The following is a 15,692-nucleotide window of genomic DNA, read 5'->3' as shown; positions in this document are numbered from 1 at the left end:
TGAGCTACGACGACCCAGGCCCCATACGCATGCGCTCAGCCGGCGGTTGATACTTTCGATGTAATCCGTCTGAACCTCACCCAATTCCCCAAAAGAAACAATCTTTAGTCAGGAAGCGTTCGGAGGCGCGGAAATTGGGCCCCACTGAAACACGGTTCCCTCGAAGAGGGCACGACCGAAGCCGGGCGACCGCCCATTGAGTGCAGCATTACGGAACGAGACCTCACCACCCACAAACTCCGCAAAGGAGAAATCGGCTCTACCGCCACCGAACTCAACTTGGGTGAAGCTGACAGAACCTCCAAGAAATTTCGCCTCACTGAAACATGTCGATCCATCCTGAAACTCCGCACCGGCGAAATCAATCAGGCGCCCCGAGAAGCTAGCCGCATAGAAATCCAATTGACCACCGATAACCCGGACTCCAATAAAAGAAACAAAGGAATCAGAAAACCCCGCCCCGACGAAGGTGACACGCCCGGCAAGGAAAATCGCATTCGTGAAATCAAGTCTAACATTTTCACAGAAACGCACATGGGCGAAACTGACTGTGCCACCCGAGAAGTGCGCGCCAGAGAAATCGACATCCCCACCCGAAAAAACCGCCTTGTCGAAGATCACCGCACCCTCGGAAAATATTGCCCTGTTGAATCGGGCTTTGCCCTGGAAGTAACTCGCCGACAGATCACCACCATCGAAGGTGGCACCGGTGAAATCCAAGTCATAGGCACACCATGTGTCCCCTGAACTCGGATCCCGCAGATGATCACGGATGACGCTGATAATGGTGAGCCGGACCTCTCGGTCACCGACTCGGTGGCCAGGAGCTGTGGAGTCAGGGTCGTAAGGCATACGCAGATACGCGCAGAGGACGTTGATGCAGACCTGGCGTTGCTCTTCCCAGTCGTCAGCGAGGCGCGCCAGAGCATAGACACCGGCGAGACGCACGGCTGCCTGTTCGTGCCCGAGCTGTTCGGCGGCAGAGACATAGCGTTCGGCGAGCTGCGATGCGTCCGCGCGGTGGGCGTCACTCTCGGCGAGCAGTTGCTTGCGGTAGGCGTACAGGCCCGCCAGGGCTGCACCGATCATTGTCAGAACGGTGACAGTGGCCTTGAGGACGTCATTGACGTTGACCGGCTCAGCCGGTGTCCGGCGAGCGGCAGCATGGTCGAAGTAGGCATAGGCCTGGTGATAGATCCCCCAGCCGAGCACACCGACGACTAAGAGTGCCACGGGCGCGACTAACCACACGGGCCGGAGGCTAGGGGTGTGGCGGCCCCGAGGGGCCGTTCGACTACGACGGAAGGCGATGTCCACCTCAACAGCATGAAGTGTGGAAGTCGTCGAAAGCAGCAAGTAGTACGACTAGAATCAGCATTCTGCCGCCTTGAGCCCGAAGTGGCAGGGACGCGGCCACACGCCAGCAGAAGTCGTTGCCCCTATGGTGCCACTGATCACGCTCGATATTCGCGTTCTGCCGCTGCCGTCGTCGCCCCCGACGGCCCAAAGACGCCCCCCCAGACAGCATCAAACCCCCTACCCGCGAGAAAACCGCAGGTAGGAGGCTTAACTCGTGCTGGCTACTTCTTCTTGCCCTGGGTCTTGCCGGGGATCTTGGTGAGCTGGATTTCCGCTGCTCAGGGGCGGTGGGCTCGTGCGCCTGGTGGTCGTCGTCGGTCGTCATTGGCCACTGTCGAGCGGCGTCGGACGGCCAGGGACGGCCCAGCCATGGGGCGCGTGGACGGCGCGTCAGCCGCCGGAGATGGCTCGCTATTGCGCGGTGATGCACCCCTCTTCCATATCCCACCACTCCTTGGCCACACCGTGGTTGAGCAACCGTTGCACCTTAGCGAGATCGGCGGTGGGAGGCACGTCCAAGGCGACTATGCGGAACCGTTCTATGCCCTCGCCGCAGACGCCGAGTTCGTGAAAGGCGTTGAGCACGCTCTGCCGTGCGGCTCCCGATCCGCCGTCACGGAGCACGATGAGGCGGATGATGCAGTTCTCGGAACGTCGAACCACTTGGCCGGCCCATCGCTCGCCCTCCTCGTCGGGCTCGGTGGCCACGATGTCCCCGCAGGCAATGCCTGGGACGAACCGGGGGATGTTGTCGAGCCGCGCAGTACCGTCGCCTTGGTCGACCGCCCACAGACTCTTCACCGATGCCGGGGCCAGTCGTCCTTGATCTCGAGTCGGCAGTGCACCTTCACGTACGGGCCCTCGGGGTTCGTCATTGTGCTCCGGATGCACAGCCCTGTTGTGTCGGTCGCAGGCGAGTGACGGTGACGTCTGCTCAAGCTGAGTACGAGTTCGTCTGTGCCTCAGCCGACGACAGTCGGCCACAGCGGAGAGGGCGCCGACCGATCACGCGCGCGTATGCCTCGCTACACCCCCACCGGCCTCCGCCACGCTGCCGGTGCCGTCGACCGGAGCAAGCCGGGACGGATGCCCCGTAACGACGATGCCTGAGCCCCCAGCTTGGGAAGCTTGGGTTACCTATGGGCGGCTGCTGAGATGACCAGTGCCAGAGCGGCTACGGAGCCTTACCGGTTTGGTTGCCTTGTCCCCGCCATTCCCCGTGGTTCAACGAATCATCTGGCATGACTGGGCGGGCGGCGCTGACCGACGTCAAGACGTTGTCAGCGGTAGATGTCAGCTTCTGGCCCGATGGGCCGGTTCGGTGTCCCCGTTGACGGGCACGGCGGCCAAGGGAGGCGGGGATTCAAGGATGGTGCAGCGCTCATATAAGTCGACGCGCATGCTGGGCGACGTTCAGCGTCGTCCCGTTGGGCAGCACTCCACGACGCCGTACTGTCTCTTCAGTCACCCAGACTACTTCTGAAGCTTCTGTGTTCACGAGCATTCTTAGCGCTGCCTCCTGGGCAGGAGTGGGTAGCAGCTCATAGACATCTGCAATCAAAATTTCCAAAGATTGAGCATGCTCGCTATACCTGATCGGATCCACTTCCCGCTTGACGTAGTCCTGAAAGGTGAAAGGAAATTCCCCGGCAGGCAATATTCCTGTACTGATAAGCTCTTCATAGAATTCACGCCACGGAGAATCCTCGCGACCTTCGCGCGAGTCGAACCAGGCATAAAATTTGGAGATCTGGCGTCCTTTGATTCGGATTCTCAGATCGCCGCTGCTTTGGTCATCGAAGGGTATCAACGAGTCGCCTTGCGCGCCGATAAGTGCTAGGAATGCGCTTCCTGAGGAAGATGCCTTGTAAACACCACCGACCGGTTGAAGTTGCTGAAATCTTCGCCCTTGAATCAGCAGGTACTTACCGTCCACTTTGATCTTGAAGAGGTAAGCCGCAGAAATTCTCACATCTTTGGTGGCATAGCGAACGGAGTACCAAAGGTGGCGCAGGTTGATGCGATTTGCAATCAGTCCATCAGTTACAGGAATTGCAAGGCTGATTACAGCGCCACTAGCTAGGTTACCTACGGCCGAACCGTTGGCCGAAAAAGAAAATGCCAAAGAAATAAAGAAAAGAGTAAGATATAGCGTAAATCTGGCCACCGAGAACCCCCTGAGTGTCGAATGCCTAAAATTTAGGGATGGGTACCTCGTCAGGCACCCGAAGTAGATATTTAGCTGTCCATTTAAGTATAGTAGATCCGTTCTCAAGATTTCTAAGCAACTCGACAGGCATGTAATCGGCCTCGTACATGGCTACCAGCAGGGCGCGACGAACGTCGATATGGGGCTCACCTTCGTACTCCATCTTCAGAAGCTGGCCATCGATCGAATTGCCGAGCCGTCCTATGTACCTAGCTGCGAATTCGCGTGGATAGTTGCTTCTGTTGCGGTCGCGGACTGCGAGCCAGGCTTTGGCGCGAAGGATATCCGAGCGAATGCCGCAGCGAATTGCTGTCTCGAATATATTGCGCTCCAAAAATGGATAATCGACGGTTGGGACTTGGTCGAGTATTTTTTCTAGGGTGACTTGCAAATCTTTACGTTTATGGGGAAGCTTTTCCAGGTATCGGAGTATGCGGGCGGATAGATGGTGCCAACTTTTTATACTGTCTAGAGCCCAGGGAAAGGCGAAATCGTCTTTTCTGTAGCCCAGGGTGGGTAGTGAGAACTTGATGTCCCTTTCGTTTGGGGGCGTTGAATTAACGGCAGAAATGAATAGATCCTGTAGGTCCTTTACTGCCCACGGCTTTCCTAGTCCGAGGAAATAGAGAATCAAATCCTTTTGCATGTCGTCTAGGTGTTCCTCGGCGTCTTTGCGTGCAAGTATTCTGGTCTTGGGTGCCGACATGTTTAGGTGTCGAGCCCTGAAGGCTCGATTTATGCGTTGTAGGGTCGAGCGCAATTTCTCTTCATCGGAATCGAACAGATATATGTCATCTGAATAGCGGATGAATCTGATGCCGAACTGCTGGATCAGGTTATCGACCGGGAGTAGGTAGGCGTTGGCCAAAATGCCAGAAGCAGCCGATCCCTGCGGGAGGCCCCAGGTGTGGCACTGGCGCTCGAAACCATTGAGAAAGCTCCACAGCTGTGTACCGACGTCTTCGTCGACGCCGAAAGCTGCTAGGTCCATCGAGAGCACATTAATTTCAACGTGTTCATAAAATGAGGCGATGTCGGTTTTCGCCATCAGTAGATCTTTGTCTGCCGAAAGGAACTCGCGCGCCTTTTTGCGCATCAGCTTCCAGTCCGCGACTGAATGCACCGATCGACGTCTAGATCGATGATTGAATACCGAGTCCGAAAGGAGCGGGTCAATAGATTCTGCGACTTCAAACGCCAGAGCCTCATATATGAGGCGATCTTGTACTGAGAGCCTTGCGAGTGGGCGCGTACTTATGTAGTCCTTCGGGTGCTCGACGAGCTCAATGTGATTAGGCGTGTACTGGATGTTGCGAAGGTGTTCCAGTACTTCAGAGCGATAGTCTTTCCAGAACGGCCTCAAGTCGCGAAAATTGATCACGTCTGGGAGATCGAGTCGGCCTTCGACGGCCCACAGGCGCTCCGCGGCGCGATCCAAGAAGCGACTGCGCAGTTGACTCCCCGTCACGACTGCAAGAGTACGCGGCACACCGCCGTCTTCGAGGCACCGGGCACGGCCCGATCAAGCACCTGACGGCCCAGCGACGACCCCAGGGCAGAAAAGAGCCCCCTACCAGCGGGAAAACCGCAGGTAGGGGGCTTCTTCGTAGGCTCTTACTTCTTCTTGCCCTGGTTCTTCACGGCCTCGATGGCGGCCTTGGCGGCCTCCGGGTCGAGGTACGTGCCGCCGCGCTTGAGGGGGCGGAAGTCGGCGTCGAGCTCGTAGGCGAGCGGGATGCCGGTGGGGATGTTCAGGCCGGAGATCTCCTCGTCGGAGATGCCGTCGAGGTGCTTGACCAGGCCGCGGAGGCTGTTGCCGTGGGCGGCGACGAGGACCGTGCGGCCGGCGAGGAGGTCGGGGAGGATGCCGTCGTACCAGTACGGCAGCATGCGGACGACGACGTCCTTGAGGCACTCGGTGCGCGGGCGCAGCTCGCTGGGGATCGAGGCGTAGCGCGGGTCGTCGCTCTGCGAGAACTCGGTGCCGTCCTCCAGGGCGGGCGGCGGCGTGTCGTACGAGCGGCGCCAGAGCATGAACTGCTCCTCGCCGAACTCGGCCAGGGTCTGCGCCTTGTCCTTGCCCTGGAGCGCGCCGTAGTGGCGCTCGTTCAGCCGCCAGGAGCGGTGGACGGGGATCCAGTGGCGGTCGGCGGCCTCCAGCGCCAGCTGCGCGGTGCGGATGGCGCGCTTCTGGAGCGAGGTGTGGACCACGTCGGGGAGCAGACCGGCGTCCTTGAGCAGCTCACCGCCGCGGACCGCCTCCTTCTCGCCCTTCTCGTTCAGGTTGACGTCCACCCAGCCGGTGAACAGGTTCTTCGCGTTCCACTCGCTCTCGCCGTGGCGGAGGAGGATCAGCTTGTACGGTGCGTCGGCCATGCCCCTGAGCGTAATCGACCGGGCGCCCCGGCCCCGCGCCCGCCCGGTTGCCCGGTTGCCCGACCGCCCGCGCTATCGATTGACGATCACCGTCAATTCATTGGCGCCGCACCCCGACCCTTTGTAAGTTGCGGCCATCGCATGCGCCACTTACATGCGTCACTCACGCAACTGACCGACACCTCGGGGGTCCGCCTTGTCCACGTCCACGTCCGCGAACGGCTGGCGACACGCCGTGCAGGAGAGTGTGTCCGGGCTGCCCCGGGCCTTCTGGTGGCTGTGGACGTCCACTCTCGTCAACCGCCTCGGGGCGTTCGTCGCGACGTTCATGGCCCTCTACCTGACGATCGAGCGCGGTTACAGCGCGTCGTTCGCCGGGCTCGTCGCGGCCCTGTACGGGCTCGGCGGCGCCGTCTCCTCGATCGGCGCCGGCGTGCTGACCGACCGGCTCGGGCGGCGGCCGACGATGCTCGTCGCCCAGGCCTCGACCGCCGTCCTGGTGGCGGTGCTCGCCTTCGTGCAGCATCCGGTCGCCATCGCGGGCGTCGCGCTGCTGGTCGGCATGGCCGCCAGCGGGTCGCGGCCCGCGGTGCAGGCGATGATGGCGGACATCGTCGCCCCCAAGGACCGGGTACGGGCCTTCTCGCTCAACTACTGGGCGATCAACATCGGGTTCGCGTTCTCCTCGATCGGCGCGGGCTTCATCGCCGAGTACAGCTACCGGGCCGGGTTCCTCATCGAGGCGGTGATGACGATGGCCTGCGCGATCCTCGTCTTCGTCAAGCTGCCGGAGTCCCGCCCCGACCGGGCCCCGGACGTGGCCGGCAAGGCCGCCGAGCCCTCGGTGAACCTCGGCACGGTGCTGCGCGACGGCCGCTTCATGGGCCTCGTCGGGCTCTCGATCCTGATCGGGCTGATCTTCCAGCAGGGCTCCGTGGCCCTGCCGGTCGCGATGGGCGCGGACGGCTTCTCCAGCGGTGACTTCGGCCTCGCGATCGGCGTCAACGGCGTGCTGATCGTGCTGCTCCAGATCCCGGTCTCCCGCTTCATCCAGCACCGCGGCCCCGGAAAGCTGCTGGTCGTCTCGGCGCTCCTCGCGGGTTACGGCTTCGGGCTGACGGCCTTCGCCGGTTCGCTCTGGCTGTACGCGCTGACGGTCGCCGTCTGGACGCTGGCCGAGGTCGTCAACGCACCTGTCCAGATGGGGCTGGTGGTACGCCTCTCCCCCACCCACGGGCGCGGGCGCTACCAGGGCGTGTACTCCCTGTCCTGGTCCGTCGGGTCGCTGGCCGCGCCGCTCATCGGCGGCCGGGTGATCGACGCGTACGGGGCCGCCTGGCTGTGGGGCGGCTGCGCCGTGGTGGGGACGGTGACGGCCGTCGGGTACTGGCTTCTGATGCGCGGGCTGCCGGAGGAGGAGGGGGAGGAAGAGCGGGAGGCGGGGCCCGAAGCGGTGTCCGGTCCGCCGGAGCGCGAGGTTCCGGCGGACCGAGCGAGCTGAGCGCCCCTCAGAGGGCCCGCTGCGCCTCGTACAGATTCCGCGGCCGTACGGACTCCGGGTGCCCGTATGCCTCCACGCGCGCGTGCAGCGTCCCCTTGAAGTCCGGCACGTCCACCTGCCCGAACTCCCTGACCTCGCTGATGCCCACCGTCGCGCTGTACGGCGCGATGCCGTCGATCTTCACGCACCCCGCGCGCCCGTTGACGACGCGTACGTTCCAGTGCGTGAACCGCGCCCCGTACAGCGGTCCGGCGCTCGCGTCGCCGCCGTGCGAGCCGGTGTTGTTCACGGTGATGTCGGTCCGCACATTGGCGAACGGCAGGCCCCGGTGCGTGTCGAAGGTCCCCATCTCCATCCGGCCGCGCGACCAGACGTTGTAGCTGGAGAGCCCCTCGACGTTGATGCCGTGCAGCTGCGTGCCGGGCGGGGCCGGGACCGTACGGTCGTCGATCGCGAACGACTCGACGAGGTTGTCGTGCGAGCCCTCGCGGCAGCAGTACGGGTGGTGACTGCCGCGCCCGGAGACGCGGGTGCGGCGCAGGGTGCACGCCTTGGCGGCGACGAGCAGGAAGCCGTTGTCGGCGTTGTTGACGCGCACGTCGTCCACGCGGCAGTCCCACGCGCATTGGAGGGCGACGCCGTTGTACCCCTTGTCCAGCAGGTGCTTGGCCTGCGGCGTCTCCACGATGTCCAGGGTCAGCCCTTCGACGCCGGAGCCGGTCACCGGCCGGATGAGGGTGGTGAGTTCGGGCTGCCACTCGGGGCGTACGTCCAGGGGCAGCGGCCGGTCGAGGGTGACGCGCCGGCCGCGCACGGCGGTGACGCGGCAGGGCCACTCGTACGGCACGTACGAGGTGAGCTTGGTCTTGTCGGACCACTGGTAGCCGCGCGCGCCGTCGACGTCGCCCGCCATGTGCTGGAGGAGGGTGTGGCCGTCGTCGTCGGTGAGACGCAGCAGGACGCGGTCGCCGCGGTGCAGGCGCGAGGGGTCGGCGACGGTGATGGTCCAGTCGCCTTGGCGGGCCGGGGTGTTGACGGCGGTGAGGGTACGGAACTCGTCGCGTTTGTTGCCCGTCCAGCCCTCGAACGGCCAGTCCTCGGCCTTGATCGCGTCGGTGAGGGAGTGCCAGCGCTCGCGCGGGCAGATCCAGATGAGGCCGCCGGCCCAGGACCAGGCCGACTTGTTCCCGCCGTAGCGGCTGCCGTACGGGCCGACGATCTCGGTGAGGCTGCGGGTGGCGTGCAGGGTGGTGCGGGAGGAGCCGGCGCCGCGCAGGACGACGTTGTCGTAGCCGATGCGGATGACGTCGTCGATGCGGTACGTGCCCGGGGGCACGGTGACGGTGCCGCCGCCGCGCCGTCCGGCGGCCTCGATGGCGCGGTTGATGGCGGGGGCGGAGTCGACGGAGCCGTCGCGTTTCGCGCCGTAGTGGAGGACGTTGACGGCGGCTCCGCGGCGGGGGAAGTCGCGGGAGCCGCCGTAGTGGCCGGCGCGGCCGATGTAGGGGATGTTCGGGTGGGCGTAGGGGTTCCGCGTGAACTCCCGCCAGAGCCTTCGGCCTTGGGGTGTGGGGGTGGCGGCCGGGGCAGCCGCTGCCGGAACGGCGGGCGCGGCGAGCGCTGTGGCGCCGGCTGCCGTGGCGATGGCGCAGGCGAGGAGGTTTCTCCGGGTGAGGTCCATGAGGCCGCCTTCCCTTCCACGGATGTGAACGCTGTTCATGTGAGCGATAACCCGTGACAATGCCACGCGCCTGCGGCGGGCGGAAGGGGGTGTGCGCCTGCGGCACGCGTGGCTTCTGCGGCCACCGCCGCCGCGTTTTGGTACAACAGCACCTCTCGAAAGGCGGCCGTACGCCGGACAGCCGGCTCTGCCGGGATCGGCATCCGGCGACTGCCCCGGGCGGGAAAGGGAACCCGGCGGCTGCGAGTGACGGCCGCGGGCCCCGCTCGCCGGACCTGATCACGTCTCCGCACCAGGAGGGCCGAGTTGAGCGCCGAGCTGAAGATTCTCCTCGTACTGGCCGTACTGGCGGCCATAGCGGTGTTCGCGCTGGCCATAGTGCTGACCATCCGGCTGATCCGCGCGCGCAGACTCCTCAAGGAAGCGGGCGTGCCCCTGGAGCACAAGGCCGCCTATTGGGGCGCCCTGCTCTACACGATCTCCCCGGTCGACCTCCTCCCCGATCCCGTCTACCTGGACGACATCGGGGTCCTGCTGCTCGCCCTGCACGTACTCCAGTCGTCGGCCGGCAAGACGCGCAAGGAGGGCCGGCCGCTGTGACCTCCCCCTTGCCGGTCGGCGCCCGCGTCAGCCCTTGTCCTCGCCGCTGCCGCCGGTCAGATTCGTGAACGCTTCCAGGTTCCTGGTCGACTCGCCGCGCGACGTCCGCCACGCGTACTCCTTGCGGATCGCCGTCGCGAAGCCCATTTCCAGGAGGGTGTTGAAGGAACCGTCGGCGTTCTCCAGGACGGTGCCGAGGACGCGGTCGATCTCCTCGGGGGTGACGGCGGCCAGGGGCAGGCGGCCGACGAGGTAGATGTCGCCGAGGCGGTCGATGGCGTAACTCACGCCGTAGAGGCGGGTGTTGCGCTCCAGGAGCCAGCGGTGGACGGCGGCGTCGTTCTCGTCGGGGTGGCGGACGACGAAGGCGTTGACGGAGAGGGAGTGCCGGCCCACGACCAGGGAGCAGGTGGTGGAGAGCTTGCGGGTACCGGGCAGTTTCACCACGTATGTGCCGCTGGAGGGGGACTCCCACTCCACGTCGGCGTCCTTGAGCGTCGCCTCGATGACCTGCCGCGCGTCAGCCGTGTCCGTCTTGCCAGCTGTATCAGCCATGTGTCGAGCGTAGGCGACGCCGCCGTTCCTGCATCGCGGCGGTGTAGACGTCGGCGGTCGCCGAGGCGGCGGTGTCCCAGCCGAAGGACTGGGCGTGCCGGGCGGCCCGCTCGCCCATGCTGTCGGCCAGTTCCGGGGCGTCGGCGAAGCGCCGCAGGGCGTGTGCGTAGTCGGCGGGGTCGTGGCCGTCGATGAGGAAGCCGCTCTCCCCGTTCCGTACGGCCACGGGGAGCCCGCCCACCGCCGCCGCGACGACCGGCGTGCCGCAGGCCTGCGCCTCGGCGGCGACCAGGCCGAAGGACTCGCTGTAGGACGGCATGACCAGGACGGACGCGGCCCGGTACCAGTCGGCGAGCTGGTCCTGGCCGACCGGCGGGCGGAACTGCACGACGTCCGCGATGCCGAGCCGGGCCGCCAGCTTGTGCAGCCCCTCCGGCTTGGCGAGGCCGCTGCCGCTGGGCCCGCCGACGACCGGCACGACGATGCGCGAGCGCAGCCCGGGTTCCTCGTCCAGCAGCACGCCGACCGCGCGCAGCAGGATGTCCGGCGCCTTCAGCGGCTGGATGCGGCCGGCGAACAGCGGTACGAGCGCGTCCTGCGGCAGCCCCAGGCGGGCGCGGGCGGCGGCGCGGCTCGCACTCACGTCGGGGCCCGCCGGGCGGAACCGCTCCAGGTTCACCCCCGGGTGCACGACGGCGACCTCGCCGGGGTCGGCCTCGTAGTGCCGTACCAGCTCCTCGGCCTCCTCGGCGGTGTTGGCGATGAGCCGGTCGGCGGCCCGTACGATCTGCGTCTCGCCGATGACGCGCGCGGCGGGCTCGGGTGTGTCGCCGGCGGCGAGCGCGGCGTTCTTGACCTTGGCCATGGTGTGCATGGCGTGCACCAGCGGCGCGCCCCAGCGCTCGGCGGCGAGCCAGCCGACGTGGCCGGAGAGCCAGTAGTGGGAGTGCACGAGGTCGTAGTAGCCGGGGCGGTGCCCGGCCCACGCCTGCATCACGCCGTGCGTGAAGGCGCAGAGCTGCGCGGGCAGCTCCTCCTTGGCGAGGCCCTCGTACGGGCCCGCGTCGACATGCCGGACCAGGACGCCGGGGGCCAGCTCGACCGTGGGCGGGAGGGACGCGGTGGTGGCGCGGGTGAAGATCTCGACCTCGATGTTGATCGCGGCGAGGCGCTTGGCCAGTTCGACGATGTAGACGTTCATGCCGCCCGCGTCGCCCGTGCCGGGCTGGTGCAGCGGGGAGGTGTGGACGCTCAGCATGGCGATGCGCCGGGGCCGCCGGGAGGTGCGGCGCAGTCGCGACGGCCCGGCGAGCGGGCCGTGGGTGCGGCTTCGGCGCGTGCCGAGCCGCGGTACGTACTGGCTCACCGTACGTGCTCCTCCTGCGTAGGCGGGCTACAGCTGTCAGCCTTGCAACACCGGAGATGTGAGCTCCAATTTCCGTTTTGCCAAAACGTGACGCTGACCACCCGGGTGGCCGCCGCCGCGGTGCGGGGAGGGGGCGGAGGTGCGCTCCGGTCGGGGGCCGGAGGTGCACTCCGGTCGGGGCCGGACTGGCGGTCCGGGGTCTTATTCCGGCGAGAGGCCGGGTTCGCGGTCTGGCGGGGCCGGGACTCGCGGTCCGGCCGGGGCCGGGCTCGCGGTCCGGCCGGCGCTCGGACTCGCGTCCGGCGGGGCCCGGGCTCGCGGTCAGGCGGGGGCCGGGTTCTCACTTCGGCCGGGGCTCGGACTGGCGGCCCGGCGAGGCCCGGACTCCCACTCCGGCCAGGGCCCGGACTGGCGGCCCGGCGGGGCCCGGCGGCGCACCGCATAGGCTCGTCACCATGCCCGCCCCGCCCACACACCGCTCCGCGCCGGCCACCCGGCCCGTCGGCTCGGCGACCCGCGGCACGACCAACCCGAACCGGCTGCGCCGCATGGACCGCTGGATCGCCGCCGCGCACGCCGCCACGCTGCTCCGCAGCTCCGACCCCGTCGCGGTCGACCTCGGGTACGGGGCCGCGCCCTGGACCGCCGTCGAGCTGCTGGCCCGGCTGCGGACCGTACGGCCGGGCGCCGAGGTCGTCGGCGTCGAGATCGACCCGGCGCGGGTCGCGGCGGCGCGGCCGTACGAACGGGCCGGGCTGACCTTCGCGCACGGCGGCTTCGAGGTGCCGTTGCCGGGCGGCCGGCGGCCGGTCCTGATCCGGGCGGCGAACGTGCTGCGGCAGTACAACGAGGAAGAGGTCGCCGCCGTGTGGGCGCGGCTGCGCGCCCGGCTCGCCCCGGACGGGCTGCTGGTGGAGGGCACCTGCGACGAGATCGGCCGCCGCCACGTGTGGGTCGCGCTGGGCCCCGAGGGCCCGCGCACGGTGACCTTCGCGGCCCGCCTGGCCTCCCTAGACCGCCCCTCCGACCTGGCGGAACGGCTCCCGAAGGCGCTCATCCACCGCAACGTGCCGGGCGAGCCGGTGCACGCCTTCCTCCGCGACTTCGACCGCGCCTGGGCCTCCGCCGCCCCTTACGCCGCCCTGGGCGCCCGCCAGCGCTGGATCCACTCGGCCGCCGCCCTCGCGACCGCCTGGCCGTTGACGGACGGGCCGCGCCGCTGGCGGCAGGGAGAGCTCACGGTGCGGTGGGAGGCGCTTGCGCCGCGGGGGTGACGGTCGGGCGCTGGGGCCCTCCGTGCCGGGCCCGGCACGGACCGCCGCCCCCGCGCACAGGCGGGCACTACCAGATCGGCATCCCGTTGCGCAGGTAGCGCATTCTCCCGTCCGAAACCGCCTCTACGGCTGCCTCGAAGCGTCGGGCCAACCTCGGGGGCAGCAGGCTTCTCGACTCGTCGTAGGCGGCAAAAACGAGTTCGGAGAGTTCCTCATCGTGCGGTCGTAGATCGGCAGCTCTGCTGCCATCCACTACACCGCCGTCGAAAATGAAGGCCAGTTGGTCGTCCCACGGGCCATGCGGCTCCACCCAGTCCACGACCAACAGGGCACGTATCTCTACGGTCAAGGCAAGCTCTTCGCGTAGTTCCCTTGTACCGACCGGGGACATTGATCGAGAGCAGGGCGTGCCACTTAGAGGTCGTCTCAGTTGGAGACGAACGGAGCAGAGCTGGAAGCGGCCAAGGCCCCAAGGCACCTTTCTTGGGCCGGGTTGTTTCGAGAGCTTCGCATGAACGATCATCAGGCGGTGAACACGGACTACTGGGTGGTGCTTGCGGACACGGAGCGGGAACAGTGGGGGTACGTGCCTCGCCAAACTCTCGGACCGCTGAGTTTCGGCACCAATCGCCACGAGGTCGTCAAGGCCATGGCGGAACATGGATTTTCAGCTGCGGAGAGCGAGATAGAGCGCTGGAACCCTCAGCGCGCCCAGTGGCGGGTCGAGTTCCGCAGGTCTGAATCGGACGCTCGACCTGCGGTGAAGTGCTACTTCGTCGAAGGCGTGGGCTTGACGTGTGTGCTCGTTGATGGGCTGTGTGGCCCCCAAGTCATCTTTCAGGGGCTGCGCCTCATAGGCCGTGTGCCGTCCGAGCTGGACGCGGAGATGGAGGCTCATGCGCTGGAGCGGGACTTGGGCATTTGCTTCTGCCTCGGGGGCGACCTCAACTTGCATGGCTTCGAGTTCGATCGAGGCGCACAGCGCGCGGGCGATGCGGTCGTGAGTTGGGCTTCGTTCTTCAACACAGCGGGAATCGCGGGCACCTCTTGGGACATCACTCCGGCTGAGGTCTGGCACCACGGATAGGCCCCCTGGCTTCGGTCGGGTGAGAACGGACCTATGCGGTGAGCCGGCCGGAAACAGGCAAGGGATGGAGGATCGTGAGGGGGCAGGCACCTGGGTAAGCGGTGCCTTGGTGGGTCCAAGGCTCGGGTGTGGGCGAAGTTGCACCGGGTGGTGCTGGATAGGCTCGGTGCGGACGGCGAACTGGACTGGACCCGGTGCGCGATCGACTCGGCGAGTGTTCGGGCGGTAAAGGGCGGCCCTTTGACCGGACCGAGTCCGACCGACCGCGGCAAACTCGGGTCGAAGATTCACGTCATCTGTGACCGCAACGGCCTACCGATCTCAGTGGGCGTCTCCGGTGCCAACCTGCACGACAGCCAGACCCTGATCCCCGCTGATGCGCGGCATTCCGCCGATCCACTCTCGTTACGGACCGAGGCGTCGCCGTCCGGCCAAGCTGCACGCAGACAAGGGATACGATTTCGACCATTTGCGGGCGTGGCTTCGCCGCCGCCAGATCACCCCTCGCATCGCCCGTCGAGGCATCGAACCTTCCAACCGCCTGGGTCGCCATCGCTGGGTCATTGAACGAACCATGTCCTGGCTCAATGGGTGCCGCCGTCTGCACCGCCGCTACGAACGCAAGGCCGAGCACTTCCTCGCCTTCGTAGGCATCGCGAGCACCCTCATCTGCTATCGCCGCTGTACCAACTGAGACGACGTCTTAGCAGTCACGAGGCTGGGGCCGAGTGTCTTTCAGCCAGGTCCTTGGCAAGCTGGCTGATGCGTTTGCGGGCTGTCTCTGGGGTGAGTATCTCGATGTGGTTGCCGAACTGGAGGAGCTGACGCACTGACTCGATGTCGGGGTAGCGGACGACGATGGTGCACCAGCCGTTTTCCGTGTCGGAGACATCGTGGATGCGGGTGCCGAGGATGCGCCGTGCCAGGTCGAGGCCATTTTCTCGCAGACGGACGGTCACGCTCACTCGGCCTGGCCTCTCGGTGCGTTCCTTCAACGCAGCCCACCTGGTGCGGAGGGTCTCATCTGGTCGGAGAACAGCTGGCGCGTCGAGTTGTTCGTAGGCCGAGAGTCGCTCCAGAGCGAACAGCCGACCGGTCCCCTGGTCGTCGGCAATGAGATACCAGCGGCCTGATTTCGCCACGATCCCGTACGGGTCGACCACCCGCGCCGAGGCCTGTTTCTCGGCGCTGCGCCGGTACTGGATTCGCAGCCGGCGTCGGTGTCGCAGGGCCGAGGCCAGATCCGATACGTCCACCGCTGCCTTTGAGTCAGCAAGCCACGCGTTGCTGTCCACCAGCACCAGGTCCGCCAGTCGCAGCAGGCTCGGCGACTCAGGTGCTGCGGCCTGACGGGCGGCGATCTTGCGCGCGGCCGACTCCCACACCGCAGACAGGCCCATGCGCTCAAGTTGCGCGCTGTCCAAACCAGCCAGGGAGAGGACCTCCAGCTCTGGTGGTTCCAGATGGGATGCGTTGAGCCGTGCACCGGGGAGCAGGACAATCCCACCATTCCGCCCGCGTTCGGCATAAACAGGCACACCTGCTGTCGAGAGCGCCGCGACATCCCGCAGCACCGTCCGCCGGGACACCTCCAGACGCTCGGCGAGCTCGGTGGTGGTGATGCGCTGACGGGTCTGTAGGAGCAGCAAGAGGTGCAACAGCCTCGAAGCCTTCATGCTGACCA

13 protein-coding genes and 2 pseudogenes are annotated in these 15,692 nt (G+C 66.2%); 5 read left to right on the top strand and 10 right to left on the bottom strand.

Annotated elements, in window-relative coordinates:
• Positions 1 to 108: 108 nt before the first annotated feature.
• The 5 genes and pseudogenes from AB0I22_RS31435 to AB0I22_RS31415 all read right to left on the bottom strand — a co-directional run bounded on the left by AB0I22_RS31435 (position 109) and on the right by AB0I22_RS31415 (position 5,944).
• Entirely contained in the window at positions 109 to 1,251 is a 1,143-nt protein-coding gene (locus AB0I22_RS31435) for a pentapeptide repeat-containing protein (RefSeq protein ID WP_363134367.1), read from the bottom strand.
• Between the two features lie 519 nt (positions 1,252 to 1,770).
• A pseudogene (locus tag AB0I22_RS31430) lies at positions 1,771 to 2,234 on the bottom strand (DUF4265 domain-containing protein).
• Between the two features lie 506 nt (positions 2,235 to 2,740).
• On the bottom strand, positions 2,741 to 3,526 hold the full coding sequence (locus tag AB0I22_RS31425) for a hypothetical protein (protein WP_363134366.1): 786 nt from the start codon (positions 3,524 to 3,526) through the stop codon (positions 2,741 to 2,743).
• 25 nt (positions 3,527 to 3,551) lie between these two features.
• Positions 3,552 to 5,036, bottom strand: a complete 1,485-nt coding sequence (locus AB0I22_RS31420) for an RNA-directed DNA polymerase (protein WP_363134365.1) — start codon at positions 5,034 to 5,036, stop codon at positions 3,552 to 3,554.
• A 146-nt stretch (positions 5,037 to 5,182) separates the two neighbouring features.
• A complete protein-coding gene (locus tag AB0I22_RS31415; RefSeq protein ID WP_363134364.1) occupies positions 5,183 to 5,944 on the bottom strand; it encodes a phosphoglyceromutase in 762 nt (253 codons plus the stop codon).
• 196 nt (positions 5,945 to 6,140) lie between these two features.
• On the opposite strand from AB0I22_RS31415, the gene AB0I22_RS31410 reads away from it, so the two are divergent.
• Positions 6,141 to 7,445, top strand: a complete 1,305-nt coding sequence (locus AB0I22_RS31410; protein WP_363134363.1) for an MFS transporter — start codon at positions 6,141 to 6,143, stop codon at positions 7,443 to 7,445.
• Positions 7,446 to 7,452: 7 nt separating this feature from the next.
• On the opposite strand, the gene AB0I22_RS31405 is transcribed toward AB0I22_RS31410, so the two are convergent.
• The gene (locus AB0I22_RS31405; RefSeq protein ID WP_363134362.1) at positions 7,453 to 9,126 is read right to left on the bottom strand and encodes a glycoside hydrolase family 55 protein; all 1,674 of its coding nucleotides are present in this window, start codon (positions 9,124 to 9,126) and stop codon (positions 7,453 to 7,455) included.
• A gap of 306 nt (positions 9,127 to 9,432) precedes the next feature.
• Between AB0I22_RS31405 and AB0I22_RS31400 the strand changes: the two genes are divergently transcribed.
• Entirely contained in the window at positions 9,433 to 9,726 is a 294-nt protein-coding gene (locus AB0I22_RS31400; RefSeq protein WP_363134361.1) for a YkvA family protein, read from the top strand.
• Between the two features lie 27 nt (positions 9,727 to 9,753).
• Here the strand turns inward: AB0I22_RS31400 and AB0I22_RS31395 are convergent, their stop codons facing one another.
• Both AB0I22_RS31395 and mshA read right to left on the bottom strand, forming a co-directional pair.
• Complete coding sequence (locus AB0I22_RS31395; protein WP_363134360.1) at positions 9,754 to 10,281, bottom strand: YbjN domain-containing protein; 528 nt, start codon at positions 10,279 to 10,281, stop codon at positions 9,754 to 9,756.
• Positions 10,274 to 11,647, bottom strand: a complete 1,374-nt coding sequence (gene mshA / locus AB0I22_RS31390; RefSeq protein ID WP_363134359.1) for a D-inositol-3-phosphate glycosyltransferase — start codon at positions 11,645 to 11,647, stop codon at positions 10,274 to 10,276. The genes AB0I22_RS31395 and mshA overlap by 8 nt, the downstream gene beginning before the upstream one ends.
• Positions 11,648 to 12,102: 455 nt before the next feature.
• On the opposite strand from mshA, the gene AB0I22_RS31385 reads away from it, so the two are divergent.
• Positions 12,103 to 12,921, top strand: a complete 819-nt coding sequence (locus tag AB0I22_RS31385; protein WP_363134358.1) for a class I SAM-dependent methyltransferase — start codon at positions 12,103 to 12,105, stop codon at positions 12,919 to 12,921.
• A 67-nt stretch (positions 12,922 to 12,988) separates the two neighbouring features.
• Here the strand turns inward: AB0I22_RS31385 and AB0I22_RS31380 are convergent, their stop codons facing one another.
• On the bottom strand, positions 12,989 to 13,270 hold the full coding sequence (locus AB0I22_RS31380) for a hypothetical protein (protein ID WP_363134357.1): 282 nt from the start codon (positions 13,268 to 13,270) through the stop codon (positions 12,989 to 12,991).
• A 162-nt stretch (positions 13,271 to 13,432) separates the two neighbouring features.
• Here AB0I22_RS31380 and AB0I22_RS31375 point away from each other — a divergent pair, with 162 nt between their 5' ends.
• The gene (locus AB0I22_RS31375) at positions 13,433 to 14,008 is read left to right on the top strand and encodes a hypothetical protein (RefSeq protein ID WP_363134356.1); all 576 of its coding nucleotides are present in this window, start codon (positions 13,433 to 13,435) and stop codon (positions 14,006 to 14,008) included.
• Between the two features lie 114 nt (positions 14,009 to 14,122).
• A pseudogene (locus AB0I22_RS31370) lies at positions 14,123 to 14,702 on the top strand (IS5 family transposase); the annotation flags it as partial.
• 16 nt (positions 14,703 to 14,718) lie between these two features.
• Here AB0I22_RS31370 and AB0I22_RS31365 read toward each other — a convergent pair.
• A complete protein-coding gene (locus tag AB0I22_RS31365; RefSeq protein ID WP_363134355.1) occupies positions 14,719 to 15,684 on the bottom strand; it encodes a WYL domain-containing protein in 966 nt (321 codons plus the stop codon).
• Positions 15,685 to 15,692: the final 8 nt, after the last annotated feature.

Origin of the sequence: Streptomyces sp. NPDC050610 (assembly GCF_040654875.1) — a bacterium.
In the GTDB taxonomy this organism is placed as follows: Bacteria; Actinomycetota; Actinomycetes; order Streptomycetales; family Streptomycetaceae; genus Streptomyces.
Note: the sequence above shows the minus strand (reverse complement) of the source record. Positions and strands in the feature narration are given on the sequence as shown.